Raw genomic sequence first — 15,318 nt, forward strand, 5'->3', positions numbered from 1 at the left:
ATGCTGCTGCGTTTTACTAAAATGCACGGCTTGGGCAATGACTTCATGGTTCTCGACCTGGTCAGCCAGCACGCGCATATTCAGCCAAAGCACGCCAAGCAATGGGGCGACCGCCACACCGGCATCGGTTTCGACCAGTTGCTGATCGTCGAGGCGCCGAGCAACCCGGACGTGGATTTCCGTTATCGGATCTTCAATTCCGATGGCTCGGAAGTCGAGCAATGCGGCAACGGCGCGCGCTGCTTCGCCCGCTTCGTGCTCGACAAGCGTCTGACCGCGAAACGGCAGATCCGCGTCGAGACCAAGGGCGGCATCATCGAGCTGGACGTGCGTAACGACGGCCAGATCGGCGTAAACATGGGCGCCCCGCGTCTGGTGCCAGCGGATATTCCGTTCGACGCGCCAGCGCAAGCCATCAGCTATCAGCTGGAAGTCGACGGCACCACGGTCGAGCTGGCCGCCGTGTCGATGGGCAACCCGCACGCGGTATTGCGCGTGCAGGACATCAACAGCGCGCCGGTGCATGAACTGGGGCCGAAAATCGAACATCATCCGCGCTTCCCGGCGCGAGTGAACGTCGGTTTTCTCCAGGTCATCGACCGCAACCGCGCGCAGCTGCGCGTGTGGGAACGTGGCGCCGGGGAAACCCAGGCCTGCGGCACCGGCGCGTGCGCAGCGGCTGTCGCTGCGATCAGCCAGGGGTGGATGGATTCGCCGCTATTGATCGACCTGCCCGGCGGGCGTCTGTCCATTGAATGGGCAGGCCCTGGCCAACCGGTGCTGATGACCGGTCCGGCAGTGCGTGTATACGAAGGACAAGTACGTCTTTGAGTGAGCAGAAACCATGACCGATAAGCCTCAGGTACCCGCCCGACAGTCCGACGAATCAGCGTCCGAGAGCCTGGAGGCGGCAGCGGTTGCCGCATACCTCGAGGCACATCCGGACTTCTTCGTCGAGCACGAAGAACTGCTGCCCGCCCTGCGCATTCCGCACCAGCGTGGCGATACCGTTTCGCTGGTCGAGCGGCAGATGACTATCCTGCGCGACCGCAACATCGAGATGCGTCACCGCCTCTCGCATTTGATGGACGTCGCCCGCGACAACGATCGCCTGTTCGACAAGACTCGTCGCCTGATCCTCGCCCTGATGGACGCCTCCAGCCTGGAAGACGTGGTGATCAGCGTCGAAGACAGTCTGCGTCAAGACTTTCAGGTGCCTTTTGTCAGCCTGATCCTGCTCGGTGACAACCCGGCACCGGTCGGTCGCTGGGTCAGCCACGCGGACGCCCAAGTCGCCATCGGCGGCCTGCTCACCGAAGGCAAAAGCGTCAGCGGCAGCCTGCGCGAGCATGAACTGGACTTCCTCTTCGGCGAAGAACAGCGCAAGCAGATCGGCTCTACCGCCGTGGTTGCGGTCAGCCATCAAGGCATCCACGGCATTCTGGCAATCGCCAGCCGTGATCCGCAGCACTACAAGAGTTCGGTCGGCACGCTGTTCTTGAGCTACATCGCCGAAGTCATGGGCCGCGTGCTGCCACGGGTCAACAGCTCCCTGCGCTCGGTACGCTGAACATGGAACGGCAACTGGACGCTTACTGCGAACACCTGCGCAGTGAGCGACAGGTGTCGCCGCACACGCTGTCGGCCTACCGCCGCGACCTCGACAAAGTCCTCGGCTGGTGCGTCAAACAGAACATCGGCAGCTGGGCCGCGCTGGATATTCAACGCCTGCGCAGCCTGATCGCCCGTTTGAATGCACAAGGTCAGTCCTCGCGCAGCCTCGCGCGGCTGCTGTCGGCGGTTCGTGGGCTCTACCACTATCTGAATCGCGAAGGCCTTTGTGACCATGATCCGGCGACCGGTCTGGCGCCGCCGAAAGGCGAACGTCGCCTGCCGAAAACCCTCGACACCGATCGTGCGCTGCAACTGCTTGAAGGTGCGGTCGAGGATGATTTTCTCGCGCGGCGTGACCAGGCGATTCTTGAGTTGTTCTACTCCTCCGGCCTGCGCTTGTCAGAGCTGACCGGGCTTAATCTCGATCAACTCGACCTCGCCGATGGCATGGTTCAGGTACTGGGCAAGGGCAGCAAGACGCGCCTGCTGCCGGTGGGCAAAAAGGCCCGCGAAGCAATCGAACAATGGCTGCCGCTGCGGGCCATGACCAACCCGGCGGACGACGCCGTGTTCGTCAGCCAGCAAGGCCGGCGCCTTGGCCCGCGCGCAATTCAGGTGCGGGTCAAACTGGCCGGCGAACGCGAGCTGGGGCAGAACCTGCACCCGCACATGCTGCGGCACTCCTTCGCCAGCCACTTGCTGGAGTCTTCGCAGGACCTGCGCGCCGTGCAGGAATTGCTCGGCCACTCGGACATCAAGACCACGCAGATTTATACCCATCTGGACTTCCAGCACCTGGCGGCGGTCTACGACAGCGCCCATCCACGGGCCAAACGTATGAAAGGCGACGATTCATGAGCATCCAGTTGATCACCTTCGACCTCGACGACACCCTGTGGGACACCGCCCCGGTGATCGTCAGCGCCGAAGCGGTATTGCGCGAATGGCTGAGCGAACATGCGCCGAATCTGGGCGCGGTGCCGGTGGAGCATTTGTGGGCGATTCGTGAGCGTGTATTGGCTAACGAGCCGGGCCTCAAGCATCGGATCAGTGCGCTGCGTCGGCGGGTGTTGTTTCATGCGATGGAAGACGCTGGGTACGCCCATGACGAAGCATCCGACCTGGCCGACAAGGGATTTGAAGTGTTCCTGCATGCGCGGCACCAGATCGAAGTGTTCCCTGAAGTCGAGCCCGTGCTGGAGATTCTCGCCAATCACTATGCGCTTGGCGTGGTCACCAATGGCAATGCCGATGTGCGTCGGCTGGGTCTGGCGGACTACTTCAAGTTTGCGTTGTGCGCCGAAGATATCGGCATCGCCAAACCGGATGCCCGGTTGTTCCACGAAGCCTTGCAGCGCGGTGGCGCCACGGCCGAAACCGCCGTACATATCGGTGATCATCCGGGTGATGACATTGCCGGGGCGCAGCAGGCGGGGTTGCGGGCGATCTGGTTCAACCCGGCGGGTAAGGTCTGGGAAGCGGATCGTTTGCCGGATGCCGAGATTCGTAGCCTGAGCGATTTGCCAGCCGTACTCGCGCGCTGGAATGCCACCTCGAACTGACACAGTTCCCTTGTAGGAGTGAGCCTGCTCGCGATAGCGGTGTGTCGGTCAACCCAGATGTATCTGACTCACCGCTATCGCGAGCAGGCTCACTCCTACAGGGGGATCGTTGCGCGTCCGGATACCGGGCATGAAAAAGCCCGCAGCGACGGCGGGCTTTTTCAGCAAGCAGGCGGCACGCCTCAGATAGGGCGGCTGCCGTACTTGTTGTCGGGCTTCTTCGGAGGATCGGCGACCACATTGGCCTCCACTTCCTGCACTTTTCCGCCGCGCGACAGGAACTCTTCCATGGCCTTGGCCAGGGCGTCGCGTTCCTTGTTCTTGGCTTCAATGCTCGGCAACTCATCTACCGACACCGCAGCCTTGGCTTTGCCTTTGGCAGCCGGGGCCGGCGTATCGTCGCCACCATCGTCGTCAGCAACGTCTTCCGCTGCTGCTTCCAAGCCTTCCTCGGCCTCGTCTTCGTCGCCTACTTCGAGGTCGTCGTTTTCCAGATCATCGTCGCTCATGTTCTACCTCATGACTTGCGAAAAGCAGATTAGTTATAGACCAGCTTTGGCAACTGTCGAAAGTCGCCGTTAAAAAATCAGTAACCATTGGTGACCAACGGTTTATGCCCCTTCACCATGCAAGGTGGCGAGGACTTTTCGGGCACCGCCATGATCACGGTGCTCGCCCAGATAAACGCCTTGCCAGGTCCCCAGTGCCAAACGACCTGCCGAAACCGGCAGACTGATCTGGCAACCAAGCACGCTGGCCTTGAAGTGCGCCGGGAGGTCGTCCAGGCCTTCGTCGTTATGCTCATAGCCGTCTGCTCCTTGTGGGATCAGACGATTGAAAAATCGTTCGAAGTCGCGACGTACCGCCGGATCGGCGTTCTCGTTGATGGTCAACGACGCCGAGGTATGCTGCAGCCACAAATGCAACAGACCGACCCGGCACTCCCTGAGTTCAGGCAGGCCAGCGAGTAACTCGTCCGTTACCAGATGAAAGCCCCGGGGCCGTGCCCGCAGGGTTATCAGAGTCTGTTGCCACATACAGTTCTCCGCACGTTCGGGGCGCATTCTAGCGCGCTCTGGGAAAAAACAAAGGCCCTAATATTCCTGCAATGATGTAAGCCATTGGCCGCAGAAAAACGCTCGTCGTAAACACGACTAAAGCCGTACGAAAAATCCTTTCAGCTGTTCTCTCTGCGACAAATTCCAGACAAAAAAATGCCCGGCGAACCGGGCAAGTTTTTAATGCGCGTACTTACAGGTTGTAGCCGCGTTCGTTGTGTTGTGCCAGATCGAGGCCGACCGACTCTTCTTCCTCGGTCACACGCAGACCCATGACGGCGTCGAGGACCTTGAGGATGATAAAGGTGACGATCGCGGTGTAGATCACCGTGAAGCCCACGCCTTTGACCTGAATCCACACTTGCGCACCGATATCGGTGACGGTGCCGAAGCCACCCAGAGCAGGAGCTGCGAACACACCGGTGAGGATCGCGCCGAGGATACCGCCGATACCGTGCACGCCGAAGGCATCCAGGGAATCGTCATAACCGAGTTTGCGTTTCAGCGTGGTGGCGCAGAAGAAGCACACCACACCTGCAGCCAGACCGATGACCAGTGCGCCCATTGGGCCTACGGTGCCGGCAGCCGGAGTGATCGCGACCAGACCGGCCACCACACCCGAGGCGATGCCCAGCGCGCTTGGCTTGCCGTGGGTGACCCACTCGGCAAACATCCAGCCCAGCGCGGCGGCGGCGGTAGCGATCTGAGTGACCAGCATCGCCATGCCGGCGGTGCCGTTGGCCGCCGCAGCGGAACCGGCGTTGAAGCCGAACCAGCCGACCCACAGCATCGCCGCGCCCATCAGGGTGTAACCGAGATTGTGCGGAGCCATCGGGGTGGTCGGGAAGCCTTTGCGCTTGCCCAATACCAGGCAGGCAATCAGACCGGCGACACCGGCGTTGATGTGCACCACGGTGCCGCCCGCGAAGTCGAGCACGCCCCAGTCCCACATCAAGCCGCCGTTGCCGGACCAGACCATGTGCGCGATCGGCGCGTAAACCAGGGTGAACCAGATTCCCATGAAGATCAGCATCGCGGAGAACTTCATCCGCTCGGCGAACGCACCGACGATCAGCGCCGGGGTGATGATCGCGAAGGTCATCTGGAAGGTGATGAACACCGCCTCAGGGAACAGCGCCGCTGGGCCGGTCAGGCTCGAAGGCGTGACACCGGCGAGGAACGCCTTGCCCATGCCGCCGAAGAACGAGTTGAAGTTGACGACGCCCTGCTCCATGCCGGTGGTGTCGAACGCAATGCTGTAGCCATAAATGACCCACAGGATGCTGATCAGACCGGTAATGGCGAAGCACTGCATCATCACGGAAAGAATGTTTTTCGAGCGAACCATGCCGCCGTAGAACAGCGCCAGGCCGGGGATGGTCATGAACAGCACAAGTGCCGTCGAGGTGAGCATCCAGGCAGTGTCGCCGGAATTGAGGACCGGGGCCGCCACTTCGTCTGCCGCCATTGCAAGGCTTGGCATTACGATAGACAACAGGGCTCCTAGCCCTGCGAATTTACGCAGAGTCATATTGTTTTCTCCTGGGGCGTTGGGGTTTGTGGCGGCGGTTAAATCGCGTCGGTATCGGTTTCGCCGGTACGGATGCGGATCGCCTGTTCCAGATTGACCACGAAGATCTTGCCGTCACCGATCTTGCCGGTGTTGGCCGCTTTGGTTATCGCTTCGATAACCCGATCCAGATCCTTGTCGTCGATGGCCACGTCGATTTTCACCTTGGGCAGAAAATCGACCACATATTCCGCGCCGCGATACAGCTCGGTGTGACCCTTCTGCCGGCCGAAGCCTTTGACTTCAGTAACGGTAATGCCCTGCACGCCGATTTCGGACAGCGACTCGCGCACGTCGTCCAACTTGAACGGCTTGATGATGGCAGTGACTAGCTTCATGAAACTCTCTCCCGAATTGGTGGACTTGCCCCAGGAAAACAAACCCGACTCAAGTCTAAGCGCAGTGCCTGGCTTTGTAACGCATCGTCGGCCGTACCTGCCCGACTGACGCCAGCTAACCGCTGCCGACGAAACTCCCCGCTCCGTCTGCCGCACTGCATTCGTCACAGCGACTGCATCAGTGCATGGGTCGAAGGTGACTAAGCAGAAACCTTGCCATCTCGCCAAAATCCCCTGATTTCAATCCCTTGGCCGCTGCCGCAAGCCATCCCGTGCAAAACGCCATCCGGATACGCACAACAACGGTGCGTCGCCATCCGTCCGCCTGCGCGAAAAGCGTGCATCCCTGACCACGAGATTGACTATAGACACTGCGTGATACACTGCCGGCCATTGTTTCCAGGACATCCACCATGCTCGCGCCCAAAGACTTCCTCGACGCCCTGAGCGGCACCGCCTCCCGCCTGTTCAGCGGCGACACCCCGCTGCCGAAAGCCGAAATCGAAAGCCAGTTCAAGATGCTGCTGCAGAGTGCGTTCAGCAAACTCGACCTGGTCAGCCGTGAAGAATTTGATAGCCAGATGGTTGTGTTGGCGCGCACTCGTGCCCGCCTCGAAAGCCTCGAAGCCAAGGTTGCCGAGATGGAAGCCAAGCTGACACCGCCCGCTGAATAACCCCGCAACCCCCTGTGGGAGCTGCCGAAGGCTGCGATCTTTTGATCTCCAGCCCAGTAGAACTTGTCCTGACACACCGATATGGATAACCTCTGCAAACGCGAGTGTGTCCGCTAAGGATGTGCAGGCCGCGGCCTCACCAAAGCCTGCGAATAAAAAAACCGCCTGTTCAAGGCGGTTTTTTTTCGTCCACAATTTTTCAGCTTTGCGTAGATTCGCCCGATTCGCACCCCTCTGCGACCCAAGGGTCAGGTTCAAGCGCAATGTGCCAGTCGCTCAACTTGATCACGGATGGAAGCTCCTTTCTCAATTTCAGCTTTTCGCAAATCGTAAGCCGATTGCAGGTTCAGCCAAAATTCAGGGGTGGTGTCCAGGCAGATAGCAAGCCTTAACGCCATATCAGCGCTGACACCTCGCCGCTGTAGAACAATATCGTTCACCGTCGGAGTCGACACATTTAGTGCTCTCGCCAACGCAGTTGCTGTAAGGCACAAAGGCTCTAGGTACTCCTCTTTGAGGATCTCACCGGGATGAACCGGACGCATACCATTCTTAGTCATAGTCACCTCAGTGATAATCGACGATTTCCACACCCTCAGGGCCATTAAGCCCCCAGACGAAGCAAATTCGCCATTGGGCGTTGATCCGAATGCTGAATTGCCCTTTTCGATCTCCTTCCAGAGCTTCGAGCCGATTTCCCGGAGGAGACCGGAGATCAGCTAATACTGCTGCCGCATCAAGCATCGTCAGCTTGCGTTCCGCGACACTCAATATGGCTGACCAGAAACGGGTTTTACCGCTGCGGAACAGGTATTCGGTTTCAGAACATCCGAAGCTAACGATCATAATTTAAAGCTTAACGTTATGCATTAATCTTGAGTGTATTCGCAGAACTCATCAAAGCAAACAGTCCATCTTGTGATTTGGGTGTTCTTTCAAGACTCTCAGAAATGGACTACTCACGCGGCCCGGCCCTCACCGATCCGTTGCTTTTTCCTACACAAACAACTCGCATGTCCGCTTGCAGTACTGGATAGATTCCTTGCGACTTGTTCCAGCAACATCCTGAGAAATTTTCGCGCTCCGCTCGACCCGCTTAAGCGTCTTCTCCCAACTACCCTTCAAAAACCCGCAGGAAGCGGCTCCCCGATTCAGCTCAAGGAACGACCATGTCCCTCTCTATCGTCCACAGTCGCGCCCAGATAGGCGTGGAAGCCCCCGCTGTCACCGTCGAAGTTCATCTGGCCAATGGTCTGCCGTCGCTGACCATGGTCGGTCTGCCCGAGGCGGCGGTGAAGGAGAGCAAGGATCGGGTGCGCAGCGCGATCATCAATTCCGGGCTGCAGTTTCCGGCGCGGCGGATCACCTTGAATCTGGCACCGGCGGATCTGCCCAAGGATGGTGGGCGGTTTGATCTGGCAATTGCCTTGGGGATTCTGTCGGCGAGTGTGCAGGTGCCGTGTCTGACGCTGGATGATGTGGAATGTCTGGGTGAGTTGGCGTTGTCCGGCGCAGTACGGGCGGTGCGTGGCGTGTTGCCGGCAGCGTTGGCGGCGCGCAAGGCGGGGCGTGCGCTGGTGGTGCCGCGCGCGAATGCCGAGGAGGCGTGTCTGGCCTCGGGGTTGAAGGTGTTTGCGGTAGATCATTTGCTGGAGGCGGTGGCGCATTTCAATGGGCATACGCCGGTTGAGCCCTATGTCTCCGACGGATTGATGCATGCCAGCAAGCCCTATCCGGACTTGAATGAAGTGCAGGGCCAACTGGCGGCGAAACGGGCGTTGCTGATTGCTGCTGCGGGGGCGCATAACCTGCTGTTCAGCGGGCCTCCGGGAACCGGTAAAACATTGTTGGCCAGCCGATTGCCGGGCCTGCTTCCGCCGCTGACCGAAAGTGAAGCGCTGGAGGTCGCGGCGATTCAGTCAGTTGCCAGTGGCGCGCCACTGACCCATTGGCCGCAGCGTCCCTTCCGGCAACCGCACCATTCGGCATCCGGGCCGGCACTGGTCGGTGGCAGCTCAAAACCGCAACCCGGCGAAATCACCCTGGCCCATCATGGTGTGTTGTTTCTCGACGAACTGCCGGAGTTTGATCGCAAGGTCCTGGAGGTCCTGCGCGAGCCTTTGGAGTCCGGGCATATCGTCATCGCCCGGGCCAAGGATCGCGTGCGTTTTCCCGCGCGCTTTCAGTTGGTGGCCGCGATGAACCCTTGCCCCTGTGGATATCTTGGCGAACCCAGTGGCAAGTGTTCGTGCACGCCGGACATGGTCCAACGCTATCGCAACAAGTTGTCAGGGCCGCTACTGGACCGAATCGATTTGCACTTGACGGTAGCGCGGGAGGCGACAGCGCTGAACCCTGCGGTAAAGCCAGGAGAAGACAGCGCCAGTGCGGCCGCGTTGGTAGCCGAGGCTCGCGAGCGACAACAGAAACGCCAGGGATGTGCCAATGCGTTTCTTGATCTGCCAGGCCTGCGTCGTCACTGCAAGTTATCCACAGCCGATGAGACCTGGCTGGAGTCAGCCTGTGAACGGCTGACCCTGTCACTGCGCTCGGCGCACAGGTTGCTCAAGGTCGCCAGGACATTGGCCGATCTGAGCCAGGAAAAGGACATCACGCGCGAACACTTGGCGGAGGCTTTGCAGTATCGCCCGGCAACACAATGAAAATGACAACGCTCCTCGCAACGGACTGCCCCGAAAATAACCATCGAGCGCTGATGGCCATTGACCGACATGTGATATAACGACAGCGCTCTTTTTTACGACTTATCCGTCTATCGTCAAGACATCGAGCATTTTTCAGCGTGGAAATGGAGGCGGGATATCATGGACAAGATTTCTACTGTTCACCGGGCAAAGCCGCTCGATCAACCAGCGTATTCATAATCCAGGCCAAACCTGGCCTGGGTGCGTGTATCTGGTCATCAGCTTAAATCCAGACAACTAAAAAAGCCCTCGCCCGACGTTATTACTCCGTTCGACATTGGCCTTATTTAAACAACTAAAAAAGCAAAACTTCATTATGAAAACAGTTTATTTGCTCAGCAACGTAGCGGACGGTGGCAAAACATATCTCGAGTATCTGATCCCGGCGCTCAACTCGCTTCGAGAAAAATATAACTGTGTCGTCCTCAATACTGATCGCACCGGCTCAAGCCGGGAGGAAGTCGAAGCCATCCTCGATTACCCGGTAAGGCAGGTTGGCAATGACTTCATTGCGAGCCTTAAATCGCAGGTTGTCATCTCAAATGATGCCTACGCCGGGCGTCTGCTGGACCATTCAAATTTTGGCATCTTCATCAGCCACGGCAATGTCGGGATGCCGACCAAAGACAAGTATTACTACGCTGAGCTGACCTCTTACTGGGATGCGATCATCTCCTCTTCCCGGTCGGGCTTTGATTTGATGACGGCCGGGCTGCAGGCATACCGTCGCGACAGAAAGGCCCTGAAAACAATGTTGATCGATGGGCTGGCCTTGCGTTCGGACATGCGCATCACCAGCCCGGTCGCTACGCTGCCGGTGAAGATTCCCGGCATCTTTGAATCATCACCGCCTGCGAAAAAAACCTCGGACGACTATGTCGTAGGGCTTCTGCCGACCCAAGTGGGTATCTGCCCGAACGGGGCGACACTGTATGAAAACCTGCAGACCGTCATCAATGCAGTCAAGTCGCAAATTCCCCACGCAACCTTCATCTTGCGTCCGTATATGGCCGAACTTTCCCATCCGACCGTGAAGGATCTGTGCGAACAACTGTCTGCCCATGACTGGATAACCATCGACAAGGCAGGCACCAGCAGCACGGTTTTCTACGCACAATGCGACACGGTCATCACCGATGCATCCACCGGTGGCGTTTCGTTCATGCTCAACACCTGCAAGCTGCCGATTTATTACGTGCCCTTTACCGAAGAGAGCAATCTCACGGTCGACGCCTGGCTAAAGCAAATGGACAACCTGTTGCCAATTGCCAGAAGCAGCAATGAGCTCAGAGACATGGCACTAGGGTTCAGCCTGCTGAAACCGGAAGACAGCTATTACATATACAACAAGTTCTACCAGGCACAATACCGCGACTTGCCCCTACCTCAGGAAGTGTTCCACGACCTGATTGAATACCGGCACGAGTCGAAGTATTGCCCGCTCTCGATTGACTCTTTCGGGGACATTAACGAGCGGGACAAACAGTAAAATAACGCAGGCCTGACCTCATGCGAGGAAACAGCCTGCCGATACACTCGAATCGAACACAAGTCAGAACACTATGAAATGTGATGCGGGTGGACAGGTAATCTGGATTACGGGCCTTTCAGGAGCGGGCAAATCAACGCTGGCCGGTGAATTGGTTGCCAGACTGCGTGCTGAAAGACGATCGGTGGTCATGCTCGATGGCGATGAATTGCGCGAAGTATTCGGCGCAGCCGCTGCCAACTCACAGAACCATGGCCGCGAAGGTCGCCTGGCCCTCGCTCTGCAATACGCTCGTCTGTGCAAAATGATCGCTGCACAGGGACAAACCGTGGTGATCGCCACGATCTCGCTGTTTCGCGAGGTTCACGAGTGGAACCGCGCCCACCTGCCCAAATATTTCGAGATTTATCTGAAGGTGCCCGTCGAGGAGTTGCGTCGTCGCGACCCCAAGGACATCTATCGCCGTTTCGATGCAGGCGAACTGCACAACGTTGCCGGGCTCGACCTGGCCATTGATGAACCGCTGGCCGCCGACTGCCTGGTTGAGTTCAATCGCGAACGCTCCAGCCAACGTCTGGCCGATGATTTGCTCCCTAAAATTCTTCGAAGGAACTGACTATGAAAACCGAATGGGACTACACCACTCTGGCCGATGCCTATTTGAAGCGCCCTGACTACGCCGACGCGGCCATCGACGCCATGCTGTCGATTGCCGGTGCCGAGCAAGGCGACAAGTTCTGCGACGTCGGCGCGGGTGTTGCGCACTTGACGCTGATGCTGGCCGCCCGCGGCCTGGATGTCACAGCGGTAGAACCCAACGACGCGATGCGCGGTAATGGCATCAAGCGCACCGCCGAACTGCCGAACGTCAAATGGCACGAAGGCACCGGTGAAGCTACCGGCCAGGCGGCGCAAGCGTTCGACATGGTCACGTTCGGCAGCTCCTTCAACGTCTGCGACCGTCAGCAGGCCCTCAAGGAAACCGCGCGCATTCTCAAGCCGCGCGGCTGGTTTGCCTGCATGTGGAACCACCGCAATCTGGAAGACCCGATCCAGGCGCGCATCGAAGCGATCATCAAAGAGCGCGTGGCCGGTTATGGCTACGGCACCCGTCGCGAAGACCAGACTGCCGTGATCGACGCCAGCGAACTGTTCGGCCCGGTCGTGCATCTGGATGCCCGCGTGATTCACGAGCAGTCGATCGAAGAATGCCTCGAAGCCTGGCGCTCGCACGCCACGCTGGAGCGTCAGGCTGGCGCCAGCTTCCATGAAGTGATCGCGGCCATCGACGACTACCTGAAAAGCCTGCAGACGCCGTCGATCCAGATTCCGTACTCGACCAACATCTGGGTTGCTCAACTGAGATAACCGCTGATGGCCCTGCATTTCTCAACCAAGGCCGGCACCCTGACCAGCCTGCAAGGGCGGCTCGCCTCGGCGCACATTGCGCCGTTGCTGGCGTTCACTGTGGCGGACTGGCAACTGGATCAGCGCGCCTGCGTTGAGAACATCCAGCGTCGGCTGCCGAGCGCTCCGTGGATCGTGCGCTCCAGTTGCGGACGCGAGGACAGTGCGCAGGCGTCGTTCGCCGGCGCCTTCCTGTCGGTGCCGAATGTCGATGAAGCTGGACTGGTCTCGGCGATCGAACAGGTCATCGCCAGTTACGGCGATGTGCACCTGACTGACGAGATCCTGATTCAGCCAATGCTCGGCAATGTGCTGCGCTCCGGCGTGGCTTTCTCCCACGACCCCAACACCTGCGCACCGTATCGCGTGGTGAATTGGTCGGAGGGCGATGACACCGCCGCCGTCACTGGCGGCATGGGTGGGCGGCTCTGGCAGCAGGCGGCGCACAGTGCAGTGGCAGCGCCCGCGTCGCTCGCACCAGTGGTGGCCTTGCTCGAGGAATTGCTCAGCCTGTTTGGTGATCGGCCGGTCGACTGCGAGTTCGCAGTCACCCGCGATGCTGAAGGCGAGACACTCTGGCTGCTGCAAGCCCGGCCACTGATTCTGCCGACGGCGCCTGAGTCTGCGGCCACCCAGTTCGCTCGCCTGCAAAGCATTCAGAACAAAGTCGAACGCGGCATGCGTCCGCATCCATTTCTGATCGGTCAGCGCACGGTGTACGGCGTAATGCCCGACTGGAACCCGGCCGAGATCATCGGTATCCGGCCCAAACCGCTGGCGCTTTCGCTGTATCGGGATCTGGTCACTGACTCGATCTGGGCCTACCAGCGCCACAACTATGGCTACCGTAACTTGCGCAGCTTCCCGCTGATGCCGCATTTTTTCGGTCTGCCGTATATCGACGTGCGCCTGTCGTTCAACTCGTTTATCCCGGCCGATCTTGATGAAGGTCTGGCGGGACGTTTGGTCGATTACTACATCGATCGCTTGCTGGCGGAACCGACGCTGCACGACAAGGTAGAGTTCGAGATCGTTTTCTCCTGCTACACCCTCGACTTGTCGCAGCAACTGGAACGTTTGCGCAGTGCCGGTTTTCTTGAGCATGAACTGGACGCCATCAGCACCAGTCTGCGCAAGCTGACCAACCGCATCGTGCACCCCAAGGACGGTTTGTGGCGCAGCGATGCCAACAAGCTCGAGGTGCTCAACGCTCGTCGCGAAGAGCTGCTGGCCTCCAATGCCGATCCGCTCGAACGCATCTACTGGCTGCTGGAGGATGCCAAGCGTTACGGCACCCTGCCCTTCGCCGGGCTGGCCCGCGCCGGATTTGTTGCCGTGCAGATGCTGCGATCGCTGGTCAGCGTCGGCGTGTTTTCGCAGGCGGATTACGATGCGTTCATGGCCGGGGTTTCCACGGTCAGCGGGCAGTTGGCCCGTGACCGCGCGACCCTCGACAAAACCACGTTCCTCGCCCGTTACGGGCATTTGCGACCGGGCACTTACGACATCCTCTCGCCGCGTTACGACGAGGCGCCGGAGCTGTATTTCGACTGGACGCAAAGCCCCGCCGCGCCGGAACCGCTGCGACCGTTTTCCCTGACGCTGCCGCAGATGCGCGAAATCGTCAAACAGCTCGAGGCCCATGGCCTGCAGCCTGATCCGGTGGGGCTGCTGGACTTCCTGCAGAACGGCATCGAGCTGCGCGAGCTGGCCAAGTTTCACTTCACGCGTAACCTCTCCGATGCCTTGGCGCTGATCGCGCAGGTCGGTGCGCAGTACGGCATTGATCGTGAGGATCTGGCCTATTGCGACATCAGCGCCTTCCAGGAGCTGCATGTCGCCGCAGCAGATCCGAAGGAAGTGCTGATGCGCAGCATCGAACAAGGCAAGGCGCGTTATGCCGAAACGCTCAAGGTGTCGCTACCGCCGGTGATCACCTGCCCAGAGGATGTCTGGTGTTTCGAATGGCCGGAAACGGCACCCAATTTCATTACGCAAAAACGCGTGACCGCGCCGGTGGTGCTGTGCGATGACCGGGAAAAACTCGCCGGGGCGATCGTCTGCATTCCCAATGCCGATCCGGGATTTGACTGGCTGTTCGCCTACCCGATTGCCGGGCTGATCACCGCGTGGGGCGGGGCCAATTCGCACATGGCGATCCGTGCCGGTGAACTTGGTTTGCCGGCGGTGATTGGCGCCGGCGAAGTGCTCTACCGTCGCTGGTCGACGGCGGACTTTCTGCACCTCGATTGTCCGGGGCGCCGAGTAGAGCTGATGTCATGAAAGTGGTCGCGATCAGCCAGCGTGTCGACACACACCCCGAGCGCGGCGAAAACCGTGATGCGCTGGATCAGCGCCTGATCGCGTTTGTGCTGGCGGCAGGCTTTATCCCTGTGCCAGTGCCCAACGACTGGAAATCACCCGATGACCTCGACCGCTGGCTGGCGGCGGTAAACCCGCAAGCCATCGTGCTGTCGGGCGGCAATGACATCGGTCAGTGCCCGGCTCGCGACCTCACCGAAAGCAGGCTGCTGGACCACGCACAGGCGCGCCATCTGCCGTTGCTGGGGATTTGCCGGGGTATGCAGATGCTTGCGCACTGGTCGGGTGTCTCGTTGAAACCGGTCACCGGCCATGTACGCACCCGGCATCAGTTATCCGGGCAGATCGCCGCCGAGGTCAACAGCTATCACTCCCTCGCCCTCGCCGATTGCCCGCCCGGGTTCGAGGTGCTGGCGCGCAGCGAGGACGGCGAAATCGAAGCGATCCGCCACCTGCAACGACCGTGGCAGGGCTGGATGTGGCACCCGGAGCGTGAAAACGATTTCGCGTCGCACGACCTTCAGCGTCTGCAGCAACTGTTTGGCGAAACCGAATCCACTGAAGAACTCACGGGATAGA

At 59.5% G+C, this 15,318-nt stretch carries 17 protein-coding genes; 11 read left to right on the plus strand and 6 right to left on the minus strand.

Annotation, left to right across the window (positions count from 1 at the left end):
* From dapF to VY732_RS28745, 4 genes are read left to right on the plus strand one after another with little or no spacing between them, the layout of a single operon-like run.
* Positions 1 to 831 (plus strand): diaminopimelate epimerase, encoded by an 831-nt coding sequence (dapF, locus tag VY732_RS28730; RefSeq protein WP_064389522.1) that lies wholly within the window; start codon positions 1 to 3, stop codon positions 829 to 831.
* 13 nt (positions 832 to 844) lie between these two features.
* Entirely contained in the window at positions 845 to 1,570 is a 726-nt protein-coding gene (locus VY732_RS28735; RefSeq protein WP_331693064.1) for a DUF484 family protein, read from the plus strand.
* A 2-nt stretch (positions 1,571 to 1,572) separates the two neighbouring features.
* A complete protein-coding gene (gene xerC / locus VY732_RS28740; RefSeq protein ID WP_331693065.1) occupies positions 1,573 to 2,472 on the plus strand; it encodes a tyrosine recombinase XerC in 900 nt (299 codons plus the stop codon).
* Entirely contained in the window at positions 2,469 to 3,176 is a 708-nt protein-coding gene (locus VY732_RS28745) for an HAD family hydrolase (protein WP_331693066.1), read from the plus strand. Before xerC ends, VY732_RS28745 begins: the two co-directional genes overlap by 4 nt.
* Positions 3,177 to 3,358: 182 nt before the next feature.
* Here VY732_RS28745 and sutA read toward each other — a convergent pair whose 3' ends face one another.
* From sutA to glnK, 4 genes are all read right to left on the minus strand, one after another.
* Complete coding sequence (gene sutA / locus VY732_RS28750) at positions 3,359 to 3,685, minus strand: transcriptional regulator SutA (protein ID WP_007920420.1); 327 nt, start codon at positions 3,683 to 3,685, stop codon at positions 3,359 to 3,361.
* Positions 3,686 to 3,787: 102 nt separating this feature from the next.
* Positions 3,788 to 4,213 carry a secondary thiamine-phosphate synthase enzyme YjbQ gene (locus VY732_RS28755; RefSeq protein WP_077575016.1) on the minus strand — a complete coding sequence of 142 codons (426 nt, stop codon included), beginning with the start codon at positions 4,211 to 4,213 and terminating at the stop codon, positions 3,788 to 3,790.
* Positions 4,214 to 4,427: 214 nt separating this feature from the next.
* A complete protein-coding gene (locus VY732_RS28760; protein ID WP_007920417.1) occupies positions 4,428 to 5,765 on the minus strand; it encodes an ammonium transporter in 1,338 nt (445 codons plus the stop codon).
* Between the two features lie 38 nt (positions 5,766 to 5,803).
* Positions 5,804 to 6,142 (minus strand): P-II family nitrogen regulator, encoded by a 339-nt coding sequence (gene glnK, locus VY732_RS28765; protein ID WP_002555808.1) that lies wholly within the window; start codon positions 6,140 to 6,142, stop codon positions 5,804 to 5,806.
* Positions 6,143 to 6,555: 413 nt separating this feature from the next.
* Between glnK and VY732_RS28770 the strand changes: the two genes are divergently transcribed.
* Positions 6,556 to 6,816, plus strand: a complete 261-nt coding sequence (locus VY732_RS28770; protein WP_007920416.1) for an accessory factor UbiK family protein — start codon at positions 6,556 to 6,558, stop codon at positions 6,814 to 6,816.
* A 254-nt stretch (positions 6,817 to 7,070) separates the two neighbouring features.
* Here the strand turns inward: VY732_RS28770 and VY732_RS28775 are convergent, their stop codons facing one another.
* Together VY732_RS28775 and VY732_RS28780 are read right to left on the minus strand one after the other, a co-directional pair.
* The gene (locus VY732_RS28775; protein ID WP_331693067.1) at positions 7,071 to 7,376 is read right to left on the minus strand and encodes a HigA family addiction module antitoxin; all 306 of its coding nucleotides are present in this window, start codon (positions 7,374 to 7,376) and stop codon (positions 7,071 to 7,073) included.
* Positions 7,377 to 7,383: 7 nt separating this feature from the next.
* A complete protein-coding gene (locus tag VY732_RS28780; RefSeq protein ID WP_331693068.1) occupies positions 7,384 to 7,662 on the minus strand; it encodes a type II toxin-antitoxin system RelE/ParE family toxin in 279 nt (92 codons plus the stop codon).
* Between the two features lie 323 nt (positions 7,663 to 7,985).
* On the opposite strand from VY732_RS28780, the gene VY732_RS28785 reads away from it, so the two are divergent.
* The 6 genes from VY732_RS28785 to VY732_RS28810 all read left to right on the plus strand — a co-directional run bounded on the left by VY732_RS28785 (position 7,986) and on the right by VY732_RS28810 (position 15,317).
* Positions 7,986 to 9,479 (plus strand): YifB family Mg chelatase-like AAA ATPase, encoded by a 1,494-nt coding sequence (locus VY732_RS28785; RefSeq protein WP_077575019.1) that lies wholly within the window; start codon positions 7,986 to 7,988, stop codon positions 9,477 to 9,479.
* Between the two features lie 358 nt (positions 9,480 to 9,837).
* Positions 9,838 to 11,010, plus strand: a complete 1,173-nt coding sequence (locus VY732_RS28790; RefSeq protein WP_137218491.1) for a hypothetical protein — start codon at positions 9,838 to 9,840, stop codon at positions 11,008 to 11,010.
* A 73-nt stretch (positions 11,011 to 11,083) separates the two neighbouring features.
* Positions 11,084 to 11,626 (plus strand): adenylyl-sulfate kinase, encoded by a 543-nt coding sequence (locus tag VY732_RS28795; protein ID WP_137218490.1) that lies wholly within the window; start codon positions 11,084 to 11,086, stop codon positions 11,624 to 11,626.
* A gap of 2 nt (positions 11,627 to 11,628) precedes the next feature.
* Positions 11,629 to 12,378 carry a class I SAM-dependent methyltransferase gene (locus VY732_RS28800; protein ID WP_331693069.1) on the plus strand — a complete coding sequence of 250 codons (750 nt, stop codon included), beginning with the start codon at positions 11,629 to 11,631 and terminating at the stop codon, positions 12,376 to 12,378.
* Positions 12,379 to 12,384: 6 nt separating this feature from the next.
* On the plus strand, positions 12,385 to 14,700 hold the full coding sequence (locus VY732_RS28805; protein WP_331693070.1) for a PEP-utilizing enzyme: 2,316 nt from the start codon (positions 12,385 to 12,387) through the stop codon (positions 14,698 to 14,700).
* Positions 14,697 to 15,317, plus strand: coding sequence for a gamma-glutamyl-gamma-aminobutyrate hydrolase family protein (locus VY732_RS28810; protein WP_137218489.1), 621 nt, complete (start codon positions 14,697 to 14,699; stop codon positions 15,315 to 15,317). The genes VY732_RS28805 and VY732_RS28810 overlap by 4 nt, the downstream gene beginning before the upstream one ends.
* Position 15,318 lies beyond the last annotated feature (1 nt).

This window comes from Pseudomonas sp. ZY71 (genome assembly GCF_036542145.1).
Taxonomy (GTDB): domain Bacteria; phylum Pseudomonadota; class Gammaproteobacteria; order Pseudomonadales; family Pseudomonadaceae; genus Aquipseudomonas; species Aquipseudomonas koreensis_A.